The organism is Hydrogenophaga sp. H7, assembly GCF_002025745.1.
In the GTDB taxonomy this organism is placed as follows: Bacteria; Pseudomonadota; Gammaproteobacteria; order Burkholderiales; family Burkholderiaceae_C; genus Hydrogenophaga; species Hydrogenophaga pseudoflava.
Genome location: NZ_MCIC01000012.1, coordinates 24871 through 43610, shown reverse-complemented (window position 1 = coordinate 43610; position 18740 = coordinate 24871). Strand labels below are relative to the sequence as shown.

The window sequence follows — 18740 nt, the reverse complement described above, 5'->3', positions numbered from 1 at the left end:
TGGACGGGCGTGCCGCTGCCGGCCGATCAGCGCAACACCCGGCCGGGGTTGAGGATGTTCTGCGGGTCCAGCGCCTGCTTGATCGAGCGCATCAGCGCCAGCGCCACCGGGTCCTTGTAGTCCGGCAGCTTGTCGACCTTGAGGCTGCCGACGCCGTGTTCGGCGCTGATCGAGCCCTCGAAGCGCGCGACCTGGTCGAACACCAGGTGGTTGACCCGTTCCTCCTGCTCGCGCAGGAAGGTGGCCGGGTCGCCGCCCTCGGGCGCCTGCACGTTGTAGTGCAGGTTGCCATCGCCCAGGTGGCCGAAATTCACCAGGCGCACGCCGGGTATCTCGCGCTGCAGCAGCGCGTCGGTCTCGGCGCAGAAGGCGGGGATCTTCGAGACCGGGATGCTGATGTCGTGCTTGATGTTCAGACCCTCTTCGGCCTGTGCCAGCGGAATGCTTTCGCGGACGTGCCACAGCGCATGGGCCTGCGACAGGTTCTCCGCCACCACCGCATCGCTGACCACGCCGTTTTCAAACGCGGTCTCCAGCAGTCGTTCGAACTGGCCGCGCGCGTGGTCTTCGGACTCGCTGTCGCTGTTTTCCAGCAGAACACAGTAGGGGTGGTCGGCCCACAGCGGCACGCGCTGCTGCGCAAAGTGTTTCGCCACCAGCGAGAGGGCGAACCGGCCCATGACCTCGAAGCCGGTCAGGCCCGCGCCCAGGTGCCGGTGCGCCAGGCCCAGCAGCTGCACCGCCGCCTCCAGCGAGGGCACGGCGGCCCAGGCGGTGAGTTGCGCGGCGGGCAGCGGGTAGAGCTTCATCGTCGCGGCGGTGATCACGCCCAGCGTGCCTTCGCTGCCCACGAACAGGTCGCGCAGGTCGTAGCCGGTGTTGTCCTTGCGCAGGCCCGAAAGCCCGTTCCAGACCTCGCCCTGCGCCGTCACCACCTCCAGCCCCAGGCACAGCTCGCGCGCGTTGCCGTAGCGCACCACCTGGGTGCCGCCCGCGTTGGTGGCGAGGTTGCCGCCGATGGTGCAGCTGCCTTCGGCCGCCAGCGACAGCGGGAACAGAAAGCCGGCTCTTTCGGCGGTTTCCTGCAGCACCTGCAGCACGCAGCCAGCCTCGACCGTCATGGTGAGATTGTCGCCGTCGATGGCGCGCACGGCGTTCATGCGGGTGAGGCTGAGCACCACCTGCGTGCCGCTGTCGTCGGGCACCGCGCCGACCACCAGACCGGTGTTGCCGCCCTGGGGCACGATGCTCACGCCGGCGGCGGCGCAGGCTTTCACCACCGCCGCCACCTCGGCCGTATGGCCGGGTCGCACCACGGCGAGGGCACGGCCGCGCAGGCGCTTGCGCCAGTCCTGTTCCCAGGCCGAGAGGTCGGTGGCCGGATCGTCGTGCGTCAGCACCTGGGCGTGGCCGACGATGCTGCGCAGGGTGGTGATCAGTTGGTTCATGGGGTCTTGGACGGAGGGAGCGGGTCGGCGGCAAAGCCGGCCTCGGCAGCCCGGCGGGCCGCGTCGGCCGCGATGGCCTCCTTGCCGGCGGCGCGCAGCCGGGTGCGGATGTGCCAGGTGCAGGCCACGAACAGCACGACGCACAGCAGCAGCTCGATGCCGGCCAGCAGGGCCGAGAGGCTGCTGGGGTCGCTGGTCATGCGCACCGCGCCCTCGGCCGCATACAGCCAGACCAGCAGGCTGAGCCAGCGGTAGGTGTACATGCGGTTCTTGAGCAGGCCCGCGAGCGGGATGGTCAGCGGCAGCACCTTGAGCACCAGCCAGGAACCGCCGGGCCGCAGCGGCGCCAGCCAGAGTTCCCAGGCCAGGCACAGCGCGATCAGCGCCACCAGGCTGGCCACTGCGAGCTGGCGGGAGCGGGCCACGCCCGCGGGAGCCGGGGCCATGGCGGCCGCGGGGGAAGAGGGGGTGAGCGGGTCTGACATGGCGGGTGGCATGATACCGGGATGACTGTTTCCGAGCGCCTTGCCGACGCCCAGACCCTGCTGGCCGAGCTGTGGCAGAACCTGCTGCGTTTCCCCTGGCGCACCACCGCGCTGACCCTGCGCGAGCGCTTCCGCGAGGACCGGCTGGGCGTGACCGCGTCCAGCCTCACCTTCACCACCACCATCTCGCTGGTGCCGCTGTTCACCGTGGCGCTGGCGGTGTTCAGCGCCTTCCCCATGTTCGGCCGCCTGCAGGTGACGCTGCAGCGCTGGCTGGTGGAGAGCCTGGTGCCCGACAACATCGCCAAGCAGGTGCTGAGCTACCTCAACCAGTTCGCGGCCAAGGCCGGGCAGATCGGCTGGGTCGGGGCGCTGATCCTGCTGGGCACCGCGCTGGCGCTGATCCTCACCATCGACCGCAAGCTCAACGACATCTGGCGTGTGCGCACCTCGAGGCCGCTGACACAGCGTGTGCTGGTGTACTGGGCGGTGCTCACCCTGGGGCCGCTGCTGCTGGCCGCCAGCCTGACCGCCACCTCCTACGCCGTCACCACGACGGGCGTGACGCGATCGGGCAGTGTGCGGGTGCTGCTCGACTCGCTGCAGTTCGTGCTTATGACCGGCGGCATGGCCGCGCTCTACCGCTTCGTGCCCAACACCAAGGTGCGCTGGTCGCACGCGCTGGTGGGCGGCCTGTTCACCGCGGGTGCGCTGGAACTGGCCAAGGGCGTGCTGGCCTGGTACCTGGGCCAGGTGCCGACCTACTCGGTGGTCTACGGCACCTTCGCCACCGTGCCCATCCTGCTGGTCTGGTTCTACGTGGCCTGGGTGATCGTGCTGCTGGGCGCGGTGGTCGCGGCCTACCTGCCCAGCCTGCTCTCGGGCATCGCACGCCGCGGCAACTACCCGGGCTGGCGCTTCCAGCTCGCGCTGGAGACGCTGGTGCAGCTGCAGCTGGTGCGCGAGGCCCCGGCGCGCGGCCTGAGCCTCGACGCGCTGGCGCAGGCGCTGCAGGTCGACCCGCTGCACCTGGAGGAGCCGATCGGCGCGCTGGTGGCGCTCGACTGGCTGGGCCGGCTGGACGAAGAGGACGAGCGCTACGTGCTGCTGCAGGACCCGGCGAACCTGCCGGTGGCGCCGCTGGCGCAGCGCCTGCTGCTGCCCGATTCGCCAAGCACCGAGGCCTTCTGGGCGGTCAGCGGGCTGCGGAGCATGACGGTGGCGCAGGCGCTGGCGGCGCCGTCGGTGCCCTGATCAGGCGGTCCTGAACGGCGCCGAGAGAAAGCCCCGGAACCGCGCCCGCCCGCCGCGCACCGGCGGCGCGCTGAGTTCAAAACGCGGAAACCGGTCGAGGAAACGCCCGATGGCGATGCGGCCTTCGAGCCGCGCCAGGCTCAGGCCCGCGCACTGGTGGATGCCGAAGCCGAAGGCCAGGTGTTTGTTGCCCTCGCGGCGCAGGTTCAGGGTCTCCGGCTGGTCGTACACGGCGGGGTCGCGGTTGGCGGCGCCGATGCAGAGCGTGACCAGCGCACCCGCGTCCAGCGCCATGCCGCCCACCGTGGCCGACGACAGCGCGCGCCGGTTGCCCAGCTGGTTGGACGACTCGAAGCGCAGGCATTCGTCCACCGCCAGCGTCAGCACCTGCTCGCGGGCCGCCTCGTCGGTGCCGGCGGTGCGCAGGTCGGCCAGCAGCTGTTTGCGCTGGGCCGGGAACTCCTGCATCAGGATCAGGCCGTTGCCGATCAGGTTGGTGGTGGTTTCGTGGCCGGCGTTGAGCAGGAAGATGCAGTTCTGCAGCAGCTCGACCTCGCTGAGTTTCTCGCCGCTGGCTTCGCCCTGGATCAGGCGCGTGAGCACGTCGCGCTCGGGGTCGCCCGGGGCCTGGCGCCGTGCGGCAACCAGCGTGCGCAGGTAGGCCAGCATCTCGGTCACGCTGCGGTTGCCGGCGGCGTGCTGCTCGGGCGTGGGCACGGGTTCAAGCGCGCCGAGGATGGCCAGCGACCAGTCGCGCAGCGGGCCACGGTCGGCGTGCGGCACCCCCAGCAGGTTGCCGATGATCTCGACCGGGATCGCGGAGGCGAAGTCCTCGACCAGATCACCGCCGCCTTGCGCCTCGATGCGGTCGAGCAGCTGGTCGACCAGGGTCACCAGGCCCGGCTCCATGTCGGCGATCGCGCGGCGGGTGAGGGCGCCCATGATGAGCTTGCGCACCCGCGTGTGCAGCGGCGGGTCGTTGAACACCAGGCTGGTGGTGTGGTGCTCGTACAGCGGCGAGCCCACGCCGTACTTGGGTGCGAACTCGACGTGTTTGTCGGAGCTGAACACGGCGGCGTCGCGGTACACCGCCATCAGGTCGGCGTGGCGCGTGAGGAAGAGCGAACCATCGGGCATGCGCCGCACCGGCTCGTGTTCGCGCAGCAGGGCGTAGACCGGGAATGGGTTGGCCAGGAAATCGGCGGGCAGGGCGCGCAGGTCGAACGTTGCGGCGATCTCGCGCGCGCGCTCGGCGCTCATGGGCGGGGTGATCTGTTGCGGCTGGATCATGGTGCGGCCATTCTGGCGCCGCCGCGCGGCGCTCAGGCGCGCTTCTTCTCGGGGTTTTCCTGCAGCATCTGCCGCGCGATCTCGCCGATGCGCGCCAGTGCCTGCATCTCCAGCGTGGTCCAGGGCCCGGAGAAGTTCAGGCGCAGGCAGTGCCGGTAGCGGTCGGTGGCGGTGAAGAATTCGCCGGGGCCGAAGGTGATGCCTTCGGTGGCGCAGCGACGGAACAGCTCCATGGCCGACAGGTCGGGCGCCAGTTCCAGCCAGAGCGTGTCGCCCGAGGGCGGGTTGCTCACCTTGGTGCCCGGCGGGAAGTGGTGCGCGATCAGGCGGCGCGCCTCGTTGCGGCGCTGGTTCATGTAGGTGGTCAGGCGCCGCAGGTGGGCCTCGTAACTGCCCTGGTTCAGCAGGTCGGCCAGGGCTTCCTCCAGCACCACCGGCGTGGCCGCACCCTGCAGCCGCTTGTGCGAGGCCACGCTGTCGCGCCAGCGGCCGGCCTCCACCCAGCCCAGGCGGATGCCGGGGGTGAGCGTCTTGGCGAACGAGCCGCAGACCATCACGTTGCCGTCGGTGTCGAAGGACTTGGCCGCCTTGCGGCGCTCGTCGCCGGCCAGCAGGTCGTTGAACACCACGTCCTCGATCAGCGGCACCCGCCGCTGCGCCAGCAGCTTCACCAGCTTCTGCTTGGCGCCCATCGACATCACCGAACCCAGCGGGTTGGACAGCGTGGGCGCGGCCAGCACCGCCTTGACCGGCTGCGTGTCCAGCGCGAGCTCGAGCGCGGGCAGGGACAGGCCGGTGGCGGGGTGCGTGGGGATCTCCAGCACGCGCAGGCCCAGCGACTCGATCAGGTCGAGGTAACCGAAGAAGGTGGGCGACTCCAGCGCCACCACGTCGCCCGGCTGGGTCACGGCGTGCAGGCACAGGCTGACGGCCTGGGTGCAGCTGGCGGTGATGACGATGTGGGCCGCGTCCAGCGCGCAGCCCAGGTGCAGCGCGCGCCGGGCCACCGCCTGGCGCAGCGCGGGGCGGCCGGCGTCGGCCTTGTTGTATTCGGTCAGGCTGTGGCGGTGCACGCGCGAGGCGCGGCCGATGGCGACGCGCAGGCGTTCCTCGTCGAACAGCGTGCTCTGTTCGGGCGCGAAGCCGCCGAAGCTGGCGCGGTCGCCCGGCTGGTGCAGCATGGCAAAGCCTTCGGAGCGCGTCTGCCGCTCCACCAGAAAGCTGCGCTGCGGCGGCGCGCTCAGGCCGGGCTGGGCGATGCGCTGCGGTCGCCGCACGAAGTAGCCGGCCTTGGGGCGCGCCTGCGCCAGGCCTTGCTCCTCCAGCTGGCGGTAGGCCTGCAGCGCGGTGGAGATCGACACGCCGTGCGCCACCGAGGTTTCGCGCACCGAGGGCAGGCGCTGGCCGGCCTTGAGGGTGCCGCCATGAATCAGTTGTGCCAGGGCCTGCGCGATCTGCTGGTACAGCGGCGTGTCGGGGGGCGACACCGGTGGAACCGGGCGCAGCGCGGGGGGCTGGGAGGGCTCGGGCATGGACGGTCCATGCTAACCGAGCGCCGGCCGGCCGGCGACGCCGGTGGTCTGCCGCCGACCAGCACAGTTGGCCGGCAAGCCGACCACACAGATGCGGATCTGTGCGGCGCTGAGCGGGCATGCTGCCGGCCCGCTGTGTCTGTTGCGGTGGGGCGGAACGCCGGACAGTGGGGCCTCATTCACGAAAGGTCCGACATGTCCACCAGCCAGCCCCCCACCACCCGCCTGTTCCCGCTGCAGACCCGCGTGATCCACGCCAGCGCCGGCCTGCGGCTGCGCGTGGTCAGCGGTCGGCTCTGGCTGACGCAGCCGAACATGGCGCAGGACCTGTTCCTCGGCCCGGGCTCGGTGATTGATCTGCAGCAGGACTGGGTGGTGATCGGTGCCGACGCTGAACCCTCGCACACGCCGCAGGAGCACTACAGCGAGTACCTGCTCATGCCGCTGGTGGCGCCCGCACCGTCCTGGTTTCAGCGCTTGAGGAAGTCGCGGATCGCGAACAGGGTGAGGTCCGGGGTCTCCGTCATCTGGTGATGGCCGACCGGCAGGGTCACGACCTGCACGGTTTTGCCCGCCGCCTGGGCGGTCTTGATCAACCCTTGTGCAGCCTTGGGCTGGGTCATCTGGTCCACGCCACCCAGCAGGAACAGCACCGGGCAGGTGAGCGCCGCCATGGCCGCCTCGCCCCCCGCGTAGCGGTCGCAGGCCACGAAGCCGCGGTGGAACACATTCACCTTGGGGTTGCTGCGCAGCACGCGCCGGCCCAGCGCCATGCCGGCGCCGTAGACCCAGGTGCCCGGGCCCAGTGCCGAGGGCGGCGCGGCCAGGGTGGAGCGCGAGAACACGTTGACCATGGTCAGCGCCTTCTCGGGTTCGTTCAGCGAGGACTCGATCAGCGCGGGCGACACCTTCATCGGGAAGGCGGTGCCGACCAGCACCGTGTGCGTGACACGGTCCTTGAGCCGAGCCGCCGCTTCCATCGCGATCAGCGAACCCCAGCTGTGGCCGACCAGCGCGGCCTTCTGGACGCCGGCGGCGTCGAGCAGGGCGCCGATGAAGTCGGCCGCTTCCTCGACCGTCGAGGGCGCTTCGCCCGCGCTGCGGCAGTGCCCCGGCAGGTCCACCGCCAGCACATTGAAGCCGTGGTTCGCCAGGTAGCGGCTCTGCAGGATCCAGACGCTGTGGTCGTTGAGCACGCCGTGGATGAAGACGACGGTCGGCTTGGCCGGGTCGAAGGCCTTGCCGCCGGTGTAGCAGTAGGTGGTGGCGCCGTTGACTTGGAGTTCCATCACGCACCCGCCTTTTCTGCGGCTTTCAAGGCGCGCTTGAGATCGTCGATGAGGTCGTCCGGGTCTTCCAGCCCGATGGACAGGCGGATCGTGCCCCGGCCGATGCCGGCGCCCGCCAGCGCCTCGTCGCTCATGCGGAAGTGCGTGGTGCTGGCCGGGTGGATCACCAGCGAGCGGCAGTCGCCCACGTTGGCCAGGTGGCTGAAGATCTTGAGCGCTTCGATGAAGGCCTTGCCCTGTTCGCGCGAGCCCTGGATGTCGAAGCTGAACACCGAGCCCGCGCCCTTGGCGCCGTGCCTGAGCAGGCGGTTGGCCAGCGCATGGCTGGGGTGCGATTCGAGCAACGGGTGACCGACGCGGCCCACGAGCGGATGGCTGGCCAGGAAAGCCACCACCTTTTCGGTGTTGCTGATGTGGCGTTCCATGCGCAGCGGCAGGGTTTCCAGACCCTGCAGGATCAGCCAGGCGCTGTGCGGACTCAGGCAGGCGCCGAAGTCGCGCAGGCCCTCGCGGCGCGCGCGCAGCAGGAAGGCGCCGACGGTGCTTTCCTCGCTGAAGGTCATGCCGTGGAAACCGTCGTAGGGCTCGGTCAGCTCGGGGTACTTGCCCGACGCGTCCCAGTCGAAGCTGCCGGCGTCCACCACCACACCGCCGATGACGGTGCCGTGACCCGAGAGGAACTTGGTGGCCGAGTGGTAGACCAGGTCGGCACCGTGCTCGAACGGCTTGATCAGGTAGGGCGTGGTCAGCGTGCTGTCCACCAGCAGCGGCACCTTGGCCTCGTGGGCGATCTGCGCCACGGTCGGGATGTCCAGCACGTCCAGGCCCGGGTTGCCCACGGTCTCGCCGAAGAACAGTTTCGTGTTCGGTCGCACCGCGGCCTTCCAGCCATCGATGTCGCCGGGTTTGACAAACGTGGTCTCGATGCCGAAGCGGCGCAGCGTGTAGTGCAGCAGGTTCTGACTGCCGCCGTACAGCGCGGTGCTGGCGACGATGTGCGAACCGGCGCCCATGAGGGTGGCGATGGACAGGTGCAGCGCGGCCTGGCCGCTGGCGACCGAGATGGCGCCGATACCGCCTTCGAGCGCGGCCATGCGCTGCTCGAACACCGCGTTGGTCGGGTTGCTGATGCGGCTGTAGACGTGGCCGGCGCGCTCCAGGTTGAACAGGGCGGCGGCGTGGTCGCTGGATTCGAAGACGAACGAGGTTGTCAGGTGGATGGGCACGGCGCGGGCGCCGGTGGAGGGGTCTGGGGCCGCACCGGCGTGCAGCGCCAGGGTGTCGAAGCCGGGGTCTGAATGGCCGGGCATGCGTGTGTCTCCGAAGGTAACGTCCGGGCAGTCCCGGTGTGTTGTTCGCGCCGATTGTGGGCTATATTCATCTCCACGCCTGCTCAGCTGGCGACAGCATCCATCCCAAGGAGAAGTGCCATGAAGGTCAGCGACATCCTGCGCGTCAAGGGCAACGCCCTCTACACCGTCACCCCCGAGGACTCCCTGGCCGACGCCGTCAAGCTCATGGACGAGAAGGACATCGGCTCGCTGGTCGTGATGTCCAACGGTCTGGTGGTCGGGATGCTCACCTTCCGCGAGGTCATCAAGACGCTGGTCAAGAACGGCGGCCAGCTGGGCACCACCACCGTCTACCGAGCCATGGACCCCGGCCCGCTGACCTGCACCATGGCCACCGAGATGGACGAGGTCCGCCGCATGATGCTCGACCGCCACGCCCGCTACATGCCCGTGATCGAGAACCGCATGCTGATGGGCGTGATCAGCTTCTACGACGTGGCCAAGGCCGTGGTGGACGCGCAGAACTTCGAGAACAAGATGCTGAAGGCCTACATCCGCGACTGGCCGGAAGAAGAGTCCGAAGGCAAGAACGAACCGAACTTCCCCTGATGGGTCTGTCCGTGACCCGAAGCAAAACGCCCCGCTCGCGGGGCGTTTTGCTTGGCGATAATCGGAGCCCATGAGCGGCAACACCTTCGGAACCCTGTTTTGCGTCACCAACTTCGGTGAATCCCACGGCCCGGCCATCGGCTGCGTGATCGACGGCTGCCCGCCCGGCATGTCGCTGACCGAAGCCGACATCCAGCACGACCTGGACCGCCGCCGCCCCGGCACCAGCAAGTTCGTCACCCAGCGCAACGAGCCCGACGCCGTCGAGATTCTCAGTGGCGTGTACGAGGGCCGGACCACCGGCACGCCGATTGCCCTGCTGATCCGCAACACCGACCAGCGCAGCAAGGACTACGGCAACATCCTGCAGACCTTCCGCCCCGGCCACGCCGACTACGCCTACTGGCAGAAGTACGGCATCCGCGACCCGCGCGGTGGTGGCCGCAGCTCGGCCCGCCTCACGGCGCCCACGGTGGCGGCCGGCGCCGTCGCCAGGAAGTGGCTCAAGGAGAAGTTCGGCACCACCTTCCACGCCTGCATGACGCAGATCGGCGAGGTACCGATCGGTTTCGAGAGCTGGGAGCATGTGCCCAACAACCCGTTCTTCGCCCCGGTGGCCGATGTGTCGGCGCTGGAGGCCTACATGAACGAACTGCGCAAGAGCGGCGATTCGTGTGGCGCGCGCCTGCGCGTGGTCGCGAAGAACATGCCGGTGGGCCTGGGCCAGCCGCTGTACGACAAGCTGGACGCCGACATCGCCTACGCCATGATGGGCCTGAACGCCGTCAAGGGTGTTGAGATCGGCGCCGGTTTTGCGTCGGTGGCCGACAAGGGCAGCACCCACGGCGACTCGCTCACCCCGAACGGCTTCGTCGGCAACAAGGCGGGCGGCGTGCTCGGCGGCATCAGCACCGGGCAGGACCTGGACGTGTCGGTCGCCATCAAGCCCACCAGTTCCATCCTGGTCCCGCGCGACTCCATCGACGTGGCAGGCCAGCCGACCGAGGTCATCACCAAGGGCCGCCACGACCCCTGCGTCGGCATCCGCGCCGCGCCCATCATGGAAGCCCTGCTGGCCCTGGTGGTGATGGACCACGCGCTGCGGCACCGTGCGCAGTGCGGCGATGTGACGGTCGAGACACCGGATATCGCTGCCGCGTCGCGTGCCTGAACAGCGCAAGCAACTCCTGCCCTTCGCGGCCCTGTCCGCGAGTTACTTCGCGCACATCGGCTTCTTCAACCCCTACCTGCCGCTCTGGCTGAAAGACCTGGGGTTCGGGCTGTTCGCCATCAGCGTGTTGACCTCGGTGCAGTCGGCCACGCGCCTGTTCGCGCCCTACGCCTGGGGCACGCTCTCCGACCGCACGGGCGAGCGCGTCAAGCTGCTGCGCTATGGGGCCACGGCGGCGCTCATCTTTTCCCTGGCGCTGTGGTTCCCGCTCGGCCCTGTGGCCCTGTTCGTGGTGTTGCTGCTCATGTTCACCCATACCAGCGCCATGATGCCGATGAGCGAGGCCGCGTTGGCGCACCTGGTCAGCCAGGGCGGGGCGTTCGACGCAAAACGCTATGGCCGCGTGCGGCTCTGGGGCTCGCTGGGCTTCCTGCTCACGGTGATGGTGGCCGGCTGGTGGTTCGAACACTTCGGGCTCGGTCATTTCCCGGCATGGACGCTGTTGACCCTGGTGGCGGTGGTGGCCAGCGTCTGGTGGCTGCCCGACCACAAGGAGGCGGCGCACCACGACGACGACCACCCCGCCATCTGGCCGCTGCTCAGGCAACCCGCGGTGCGCTGGTTCTTCGCGTCGGTGTTCTTCCACATCCTCGCGCACATCGCCATCTATGTCTTCTTCTCGCTCTACCTGGACAGCCTGGGCTACAGCAAGACCGTGATCGGTCTGCTCTGGGCGGTGTCCGTGCTGATCGAGATCGGCTGGTTCTTCACCCAGGGGCGCTGGCTGCCCCGGCTCAGCCTGACCGGCTGGCTGGTGCTGGCCTCGGCACTGATGGTGCTGCGCATGGGCCTGACCGCCGGCCTGCCGCAGGTCTGGCCGCTGCTGCTGGCCGCGCAGGCGCTGCACGCCATCACCTTCGCGGCGCACCACACGGTCTGCATCGCACTGATCTCGCACCACTTTCCCGGCCGGCTGCGCGGGCGCGGCCAGGCGCTGTACACCGTGATCGGCTACGGCCTGCCGGGCACGCTCGGCGGGCTGGGCGGCGGCGTGCTGTCGTCGGCGCTGGGCCTGGCCAGCGTGTTCTGGCTGGCGGGCGCGCTGGCGGGGGTGGCGACGCTGTGCGCCTGGCGCCTGCGCCGGCTGGAGCACCGCGCCTAGATCAGGTTGCGCAGCCCGCGCGCCGCTTCCTGCAGCACCGGCAGCACGCGCTTGACCGCATCCTCGCTGCTTTCCTGGTTGATCGGCATGGTGACGCTGATCGCGCCGTGCACATCGTTGTTGCGGTCCAGCAGAGGCACGGCGATACCGCGGTGGTTCAGTTCCAGCTGCTGTTCCGACAACACCCAGCCCTGGCGCCGGCAGCGTTTGAGTTCTGCGCGCAGCTGGTCCTTGCTGGAGACGGTGAACGAGGTGAAGGCGCGCAATGGATGCGCCAGCAGCCACTCGTTCAGGCTGGGCTCGCTGAGCATCGACAGAATGGCCAGGCCGGCAGCGGTGACCTGGGCGGGCACGCGCGTGCCCAGCATGTAGCCTTCGAACATGTGCCTTGGCGACCCACCTCGGGCGATGTAGACGGCGTCCTCGCCGTCCAGCACCGCGAGATACGCGATCTCCTGGGTGCCGCCCACGATCCGCTGGAGAAAGGGTTGCACCTGTCTTGGCAGGCGCGCCGACTCCAGATACGCATGCCCCAGCCGCATGATGCGCGGCATCAGCCAGAACAGCTTGCCGTCGGTGCCCACATAGCCCAGGTGTGCCAAGGTCAGCAGGTAACGCCGCGCAGCGGTGCGGGTCAGGCCGCAGCGCGCGCCGGCCTGGCTGGCGGTCAGGCGCGGGTGCTGGTCGTCGAAGGCTTCGATGATGGCCAGCCCTTTTTCAAGACCGGCGATCCAGTCGCGGCGTTCAAGCGCGGGATGCCCCCGCCCGGGCGCAGACGCAGCCGCCGTTGCCGCGCGCGCACTGTCGATGGTGGTCCGGGAGTTCATGGGGGAGGCATTGGGGGAAGTACCAGAAATGATCGATGATTGATCGATGTCGATCGATTATCGATCACTTGGGCGGCCCAGAAGTAGGAAGTTGGCCGTTCCTTTCATAGAGTGCTCGGGTGTTCCCGGCTATTTCCGTTTTTCCACCCAACCTTGGAGACATCACCATGAACCTTCGCCGTCAATTCCTGGCCACGGTCGCGCTGGCCGCCTTTTCCACGATCGGTGCCGCACAGGGCTTTCCTGACCGTGAACTGAGCGGGGTGATCCAGTGGGGCGCCGGCGGCGCCAGCGACGTGGTCAGCCGCGCGCTGGCGCCGGTGGCCGAGGAGGCGCTGGGCAAGAAGATCGTGCTGCAGAACAAGCCGGGCGGCGTCGGCGCCATCGCCACGAACTTCGTGTACCAGCAGCCCAGCGACGGCTACACGCTGCTGTTCGGTGCCGAAAACCCGCAGCTGCACCCGGTGCTGGCCATCAGCGAGCTGGACTACAGCAAGTTCTACCCGGTCACCATCGCCGCCCGCGGCAATGTGCTGCTGGTGACCAACGCCGCCAAGCCCTGGAAGGGCTTCAAGGACATGCTGGCCGAGATCCAGGCCAATCCTGGCAAGGTGAAGCAGGGGTCCACCGGCGCCGGCGGCCTGCCCTTCACCGTGGGGGCCATGGTGTCGACAGCCACCAAATTTCCGGTCACCTCGGTGCCGTTCGATGGCGACGGCCCGGGTCTGACGGCGCTGCTGGGCGGCCATGTGGACTTCATGTTCGTGGGTGCGGGCGCGGCCGCCGAGCACATCAAGGCCGGCCGCCTGAAGGCCCTGGCGGTGGTGGATGAGAAGCCGTTCGGCGATGTGCCGCCGATCACACAGGACCTGCCGACGCTGGAGAAGTACCTGCCCTGGGGGCCGTTCTACGGCGTGTTCGTCAAGCGCGATGTGCCGGATGCGGTCAAGGCCAGGCTGACGGCGGCATTCAAGAAGGCCGGCGACGATCCGAAGTTCCGCGAACTGATGGCCAGCCGTGGCAACGTGATGATGAACATCTCGGGCGCCGAAGCCGACGCTTTCCTCAAGAAGTGGCAGTCGGTCACTTCCTGGACCTACCAGGAAGTGGGCGTCGCTAAGAAGAACCCGGCCGAGCTGGGCATCGCCAAGCCCTGAGCGTCCGCCTGTCCGCAGCCTGTCCGGTCCCGGCCGGACGGCTGCGCGTTTGTGCCTGAACCCTTGCGTAACCCACCATGCAACCCACCCGACAACGGCTCCCTGGCGAGCTGAGCTTTCTGGCCGTGCTGCTGCTGGCCAGCCTCTTTCTTCTGTGGACGGCGTACGGCATCTCGAAGTTCGAGTCGCTCACGTCTGCGGGCGCGTTCCCGATGTTCGCTGCAGCGATCATGGTGGTCTGCGCCGTGCTGATCCTGCGGGATGCGGCGCGCTCGGCACCGACCGAGACTCGGGCCGGTGAGTCGCTGGCGGCGCAATTCGTGCGGCGCCTCACGCCGCCAGTGGTGGTGGGCTTCACGGTCGCCATCGCGCTGTACATGGTGCTGCTGCAACCACTGGGCTTTCTGCTGGCGTCCTACCTGTTCCTGGTGGTGTCGATGGCGCTGCTGGGCAGCCGCCGCTGGGGCCTGAACCTGCTGGTGTCGGCGCTGGCACTGGCCGCGATCTACGGGATCTTCCAGACCGTGTTCTCGGTGGTGCTGCCCAGCGGCACCCTGCTGCAGGGCCTGTTCAACGGAGCCGCCGCGTGATCGAAGCGCTCAACTATTTCTTCATCAGCTGGGTCGACGTCCGGTTGCTGCTGCTGACCGCGGCGGGCACCTTCGCCGGCATCTACATCGGCGCCATTCCCGGCCTGTCGGTGACGATGGCGGTGTCCATCCTGATCTCGTTCACCTTCAAATGGGAGGTCAACTCGGCGCTGGCGCTGATCTCGGGCATTTACCTGGGCGGCGTCTATGGCGGCTCGCGCAGCGCCATCCTGCTGAACATTCCCGGCGCGCCCTCGGCCATTGCCACCGGGCTGGACGGCTACCCGCTGGCCAAGCGGGGCGAGGCCGGCACCGCCATCGGGCTGACCACGGTGGTCTCTGTGGTGGGTGGTTTCATCGGCATCCTGGCGCTGGCCGTGGCCGCGCCGGCGGTGGCAGATCTGGCGCTCCAGTTCGCGCCGCGCGACTACCTGATGCTGGCCATCTGGGGCATCCTGCTGGTGGGCAGTCTCTCGGGTGGCTCGCTGGCCAAGGGCATCTTTGCCGGGGCCCTGGGCGTGCTGATCGGCTCGGTCGGGCTCGACCCGATGACCGCCGAGTCGCGCTTCACCTTTGGCAGCCTGCAGCTGACCGCGGGCATCTCCTATGTGGCAGCCATGATCGGCTTCTTCGGCGTGGCCGAGGTGCTGTGCCAGCTGCACGAACTCAAGCTCCAGGCGATCAAGCAGGACGTCTCGAAAATCCTGCCGTCCTGGAGCCTGCTGCGCAAATACCTGCCGCTGACCGCGCGCACCTCCACCATCGGCGTGGTGGTGGGCGCGCTGCCCGGCGCCGGTGGCGACATTGCCGCACTGATGGCCTACGACCACGCCAAGCGCACGGTCAAAGACCCGTCGCGGCCGTTCGGCGAGGGTGCCTACGAAGGGCTGGTGGCGCCGGAGTCGGCCAACAATGCGGCCGTGGGCGGCGCCTACATCCCGATGCTCACGCTGGGCATACCTGGCGACGCCGTCACCGCCGTGATCATCGGTGCCATGTACATCCACGGTCTCAAGCCCGGCCCGATGCTGATGGTGGAAACGCCGCACCTGTTCTGGTTCATCGTGGGCAGTCTCACACTGGCCAACATCTTCCTGCTGGTGTTCGGTCTCACCGGCATCCGGCTGTTCGCCAAGATCGTCGAAACGCCCAAACCCATCCTGTTGCCGGTGATCCTGGTGCTGTCGGCCGTGGGTGCGTACGCGATCAACAACAACCCGGTGGATGTGTACTGGATGCTCGGTTTCGGCGTGCTCGGTTACTTCCTCAAGATGTACGGCTTCCAGGTGGGGCCGGTGATCCTGGGCATGATCCTGGGTCCGCTGATGGACAAGAGCTACCGACAGGCCATGATCTCGGCCGAGGGCAACCCGGTGCAGTTTGCGGGCGAATTCTTCACATCGCCGCTGTCGCTCGTGATCCTGATCGCGCTGACACTGACCATCGCCAGCCAGTCGACCTGCTGGAAGCGGTTGCGCGGTCGCACCTGATATTCCCTTTTTTGCATGGAGTCTTGCCATGAGTGATCTGCTGCTCAACACCGCCGCTGGCCGCGAGCCCCTTCAGGCTTCGTTCAGCGACGCCGCCAACCCCCTGGGCCTGGACGGCATCGAGTTCATCGAATACGCCACCACCAAACCCCAGGCCCTGGGCCAGGTGCTGGAGATGATGGGTTTCCGCCCGGTGGCGCGCCACCGCTCGCGCGAGATCCTGCTCTACCGCCAGGGTGGGCTGAACATCGTCGTCAACGCCCACCCCAGTGATGCCCAGGGCGCCAGCCACGGCAGCGACGTGCCCTCGATTTCCGCGATGGCGCTGCGCGTGCGCGATGCGCGTGCCGCCTACCACTATGTGCTGGAGCGCGGCGCCTGGTCGGTGCCGACGCACGCCGAGGTGATGGAGCTGAACATCCCGGCCATCCACGGCGCCGGCGGCAGCCGCATCTACTTCGTGGACCGCTACAAGGAGTTCTCGATCTACGACGTGGACTTCGTGCCCATCCCCACGGTGGACCAGAAGCCGCCCGCCACCGCCGGCATCCACTTCTTCGGCATCGTGCAGTACATCGGCCCGGAGCGCAGCAACGACTGGATCGCCTTCTACGACGAGCTGTTCGGCACCGAGGTCATTCCCGACGACCAGCGCTTCGGCATCATGCCCAAGGGCACGCTGCTGCGCACCCCGGCGCTGGACCCGTCGCAGCGCTTCATGCTGCAGCTGGTGGAGCCGCCGGTGAACGTGTACGACGCCGACGAGAAGCTGCAGCGCATCGGCCTGGGCGTGCCCGACGTGCTGGCGGCGGTGAAGGCGCTGCGCGCGCTGGGCGTCGAGTTCGTCGAGACCGAAGCGGCGCACACCGAGCAGCGCGGCGCCATCACCAAGACCTACCTGGGTTCGGTGGTGTTCGAGCTGGTGCACAGCGAGCGCGCCGGAGGCTGAGCCATGAAGCCTTCCCACGCCGCCATCGTCGAAGCCATCTCCGGCTTCGGCATGGACACCATCACGCTCGCCGGCCCGCTCGAAGCCAAGCTGGCCGCCATGAAGGCCGCGGGTTTCTCGCAGGTCATGCTCAAGGCCAACGACATCAACGGCCACCCGGGCGGCATCGAGGCCGCCGTCGCGGCCGTCAAGGCCAGTGGTCTGCGCGGCACGGGCTTCCAGGTGCTGCGCGACTTCGAGGGCCTCTCGGGCCATCTGCACCACTACAAGATCGACATCGCCAAGGCCATGCTGGAGATGTGCGCGGCGCTGGACTGCAAGGTGCTGCTGGCCTGCTCGTCCACCTCGGCCCACGCCACGCAGGACCTCGACCACCTCGCGCGCGACCTGCGCAAGCTGGCCATGCTGGCGCTGCCGCTGGGCATCCGGATCGCCTACGAAGGCCTGTCCTGGGGCCGCACCATCAACGAGTTCACCGCCGCCTGGGACGTGGTCTGCCGCGCCGACTGCCCGAACCTTGGCATTGGCCTGGACTCGTTCCACATCTTCGCGGCCAAGACGGCGCTGGACGAGATCGACTACCTCGACCCGAGCAAGATCTTCCTGGTGCAGCTCTCCGACTTCATGTGGCAGGAGGCCAAGACCTTCGAGGAGCGCATGGCGACCGCGCGCACCTTCCGCGTCTTCCCCGGCGAAGGGGTGCACAGCGAGCAGATCGTCGACCTCGTGCTGCGGCTGGACAGGCTCGGCTACGCGGGCGACTACAGCTTCGAGGTATTCAACGACGACTACCAGCAGATGCCGCTGCCCATGGTGGCCGAGCGCGGCAAGCGCGCCGCGCTCTGGCTGGCCGAGGACGTGCTGCGCCGCTCGGTGCCGCTGCCCAACCAGATGCGGCTGAAGTCGGTGGGCTGAAGCGGGCGTTACGCTGAACGCCCGGTGCCGTACGCCAGCCCCGACGCCACGCCGCCAAACAGGTCCCCCTCGATCAGCGGCACGCCCGGGAACGCCGCGCGCAGCGTCTGCTGGAACGGCCGCAGGGCGGAGGAGCCGCCGGTGAGGTAGACGGCATCGAGCTGGTCGTTTCGCAGGCCGGCGCGTTGCACACATTCCCGAGCGCAGACCACGGTGCGATCCAGCAGCCCGCCCAGGTGCTCGCGCAGCGCGGCCTTGCCCAGCGGCGCCGTGAGGGCGGCTTCGACGATGGACAGGTCCACGCTGGTGTCGGCGTCGGTCATCGAGCAGCGGATCTTGGCCTGCTCGACCTCGTGGGCGATGTGGTGGCCGTGGCGCTCGCGCAGCACGCGCATCAGCCGCTCGTGCAGTCGCACGTCGCTGTAGTTGACGCGCAGCGCCTGCGCCTGGCTGACCGCTTTGGGCAGACAGAGCCACTGGATCAGGTGCCAGGTCGAGAGGTCGAAGAAGGTGCGGCTGGGCACTTCGCGCCCTTGCGGGCCGAGGTGGCGGTATCCCAGCAGCGGCATCACCTGTTCCAGGCTGAGCCGGTGGTCGAAGTCGGTGCCGCCGATGTGCACGCCGGTGGTGGCGAGCACGTCGTCCGCCCGGTCGGGCCGCGCGATGCGATCAGGGCCCAGGCGCACCACGGTGAAGTCGGAGGTGCCGCCGCCGATGTCGACGATCAGCACCAGGGACTCGCGGTCCAGCCGGCGCTCGTGGTCCAGCGCGGCGGCGATCGGTTCGAGCTGGAAGCGCACCTCGCGGAAGCCGGCGGCCTGTGCGGCTTCCAGCAGCGACTGCTGGGCCGCCGCGTCGCGCGCCGGGTCGTCGTCCACGAAGTGCACCGGCCGGCCCATGACCACGCGCCTGGGCGCGCTGCCCAGCGTGCGGGTGGCGCGCTCGCGCAGCTCGGCCACGAAGGTGGTCACGATCTCCAGGAAGCTGACCGGGCGGTGGTTGACCTCGGTGCTTTCGTGGATCAGCGGGCTGCCCAGCAGGCTCTTGAGCGAGCGCATCAGCCGGCCTTCGGTGCCGGCGAGGTACTGGGCCACGGCGTCGCGGCCGAAGTGGGTGCGGTGGTCTTCGCTGTTGAAGAACACGGCGGTGGGCATGGAGACGGCGTCGCCTTCGAGCGGGATCAGGCGCGACAGGCCGCCGGGGGCGGCCCAGGACATGGCGGAGTTGGAGGTGCCGAAATCGATGCCGAGGGTGCCGTGGGAGTCTGGATGCATAGGAGG

At 68.7% G+C, this 18740-nt stretch carries 18 protein-coding genes; 10 read left to right on the top strand and 8 right to left on the bottom strand.

Annotation, left to right across the window (positions count from 1 at the left end):
* Positions 1-26: 26 nt before the first annotated feature.
* Both BC358_RS06650 and BC358_RS06645 read right to left on the bottom strand, forming a co-directional pair.
* Positions 27-1448 carry an FAD-binding oxidoreductase gene (locus BC358_RS06650; RefSeq protein WP_079365205.1) on the bottom strand — a complete coding sequence of 474 codons (1422 nt, stop codon included), beginning with the start codon at positions 1446-1448 and terminating at the stop codon, positions 27-29.
* The gene (locus tag BC358_RS06645) at positions 1445-1933 is read right to left on the bottom strand and encodes a DUF2069 domain-containing protein (protein ID WP_079365204.1); all 489 of its coding nucleotides are present in this window, start codon (positions 1931-1933) and stop codon (positions 1445-1447) included. The genes BC358_RS06650 and BC358_RS06645 overlap by 4 nt, the downstream gene beginning before the upstream one ends.
* 21 nt (positions 1934-1954) lie before the next feature.
* Between BC358_RS06645 and BC358_RS06640 the strand changes: the two genes are divergently transcribed.
* Positions 1955-3187 carry a YihY family inner membrane protein gene (locus BC358_RS06640; RefSeq protein ID WP_066155920.1) on the top strand — a complete coding sequence of 411 codons (1233 nt, stop codon included), beginning with the start codon at positions 1955-1957 and terminating at the stop codon, positions 3185-3187.
* Here BC358_RS06640 and BC358_RS06635 read toward each other — a convergent pair whose 3' ends face one another.
* Both BC358_RS06635 and BC358_RS06630 read right to left on the bottom strand, forming a co-directional pair.
* Positions 3188-4477 carry a cytochrome P450 gene (locus BC358_RS06635; protein WP_256861438.1) on the bottom strand — a complete coding sequence of 430 codons (1290 nt, stop codon included), beginning with the start codon at positions 4475-4477 and terminating at the stop codon, positions 3188-3190. It lies immediately after the preceding gene.
* A gap of 32 nt (positions 4478-4509) precedes the next feature.
* Complete coding sequence (locus BC358_RS06630; RefSeq protein ID WP_079365203.1) at positions 4510-6009, bottom strand: PLP-dependent aminotransferase family protein; 1500 nt, start codon at positions 6007-6009, stop codon at positions 4510-4512.
* Positions 6010-6204: 195 nt separating this feature from the next.
* On the opposite strand from BC358_RS06630, the gene BC358_RS22075 reads away from it, so the two are divergent.
* Positions 6205-6543, top strand: a complete 339-nt coding sequence (locus BC358_RS22075) for a DUF2917 domain-containing protein (protein WP_066155922.1) — start codon at positions 6205-6207, stop codon at positions 6541-6543.
* Here the strand turns inward: BC358_RS22075 and BC358_RS06620 are convergent.
* Positions 6480-7298 carry an alpha/beta fold hydrolase gene (locus BC358_RS06620; RefSeq protein ID WP_079365202.1) on the bottom strand — a complete coding sequence of 273 codons (819 nt, stop codon included), beginning with the start codon at positions 7296-7298 and terminating at the stop codon, positions 6480-6482. The genes BC358_RS22075 and BC358_RS06620 overlap by 64 nt on opposite strands.
* A complete protein-coding gene (locus BC358_RS06615) occupies positions 7298-8608 on the bottom strand; it encodes an O-acetylhomoserine aminocarboxypropyltransferase (protein WP_079365201.1) in 1311 nt (436 codons plus the stop codon). The genes BC358_RS06620 and BC358_RS06615 overlap by 1 nt, the downstream gene beginning before the upstream one ends.
* A gap of 120 nt (positions 8609-8728) precedes the next feature.
* Between BC358_RS06615 and BC358_RS06610 the strand changes: the two genes are divergently transcribed.
* The 3 genes from BC358_RS06610 to BC358_RS06600 all read left to right on the top strand — a co-directional run bounded on the left by BC358_RS06610 (position 8729) and on the right by BC358_RS06600 (position 11532).
* Positions 8729-9199, top strand: coding sequence for a CBS domain-containing protein (locus BC358_RS06610; protein ID WP_066155932.1), 471 nt, complete (start codon positions 8729-8731; stop codon positions 9197-9199).
* A gap of 70 nt (positions 9200-9269) precedes the next feature.
* A complete protein-coding gene (aroC, locus tag BC358_RS06605) occupies positions 9270-10370 on the top strand; it encodes a chorismate synthase (protein ID WP_066155935.1) in 1101 nt (366 codons plus the stop codon).
* A complete protein-coding gene (locus tag BC358_RS06600; protein ID WP_079365200.1) occupies positions 10363-11532 on the top strand; it encodes an MFS transporter in 1170 nt (389 codons plus the stop codon). Before aroC ends, BC358_RS06600 begins: the two co-directional genes overlap by 8 nt.
* Here the strand turns inward: BC358_RS06600 and BC358_RS06595 are convergent.
* Complete coding sequence (locus tag BC358_RS06595) at positions 11529-12359, bottom strand: IclR family transcriptional regulator C-terminal domain-containing protein (protein ID WP_079365199.1); 831 nt, start codon at positions 12357-12359, stop codon at positions 11529-11531. The two genes, BC358_RS06600 and BC358_RS06595, sit on opposite strands and share 4 nt — an antisense overlap.
* Positions 12360-12526: 167 nt before the next feature.
* Between BC358_RS06595 and BC358_RS06590 the strand changes: the two genes are divergently transcribed.
* The 5 genes from BC358_RS06590 (at position 12527) to BC358_RS06570 (ending at position 17460) form a co-directional block, all read left to right on the top strand.
* Positions 12527-13516 (top strand): tripartite tricarboxylate transporter substrate binding protein, encoded by a 990-nt coding sequence (locus BC358_RS06590; RefSeq protein WP_066155940.1) that lies wholly within the window; start codon positions 12527-12529, stop codon positions 13514-13516.
* A gap of 77 nt (positions 13517-13593) precedes the next feature.
* A complete protein-coding gene (locus BC358_RS06585) occupies positions 13594-14106 on the top strand; it encodes a tripartite tricarboxylate transporter TctB family protein (protein ID WP_066155943.1) in 513 nt (170 codons plus the stop codon).
* Positions 14103-15596, top strand: a complete 1494-nt coding sequence (locus BC358_RS06580; RefSeq protein ID WP_079365198.1) for a tripartite tricarboxylate transporter permease — start codon at positions 14103-14105, stop codon at positions 15594-15596. Before BC358_RS06585 ends, BC358_RS06580 begins: the two co-directional genes overlap by 4 nt.
* Positions 15597-15624: 28 nt before the next feature.
* Entirely contained in the window at positions 15625-16545 is a 921-nt protein-coding gene (locus BC358_RS06575) for a 4-hydroxyphenylpyruvate dioxygenase (RefSeq protein WP_066155949.1), read from the top strand.
* A gap of 3 nt (positions 16546-16548) precedes the next feature.
* Positions 16549-17460, top strand: coding sequence for a sugar phosphate isomerase/epimerase (locus BC358_RS06570; RefSeq protein ID WP_079365197.1), 912 nt, complete (start codon positions 16549-16551; stop codon positions 17458-17460).
* 8 nt (positions 17461-17468) lie between these two features.
* On the opposite strand, the gene BC358_RS06565 is transcribed toward BC358_RS06570, so the two are convergent.
* On the bottom strand, positions 17469-18734 hold the full coding sequence (locus BC358_RS06565; protein ID WP_079365196.1) for an Hsp70 family protein: 1266 nt from the start codon (positions 18732-18734) through the stop codon (positions 17469-17471).
* Positions 18735-18740 lie beyond the last annotated feature (6 nt).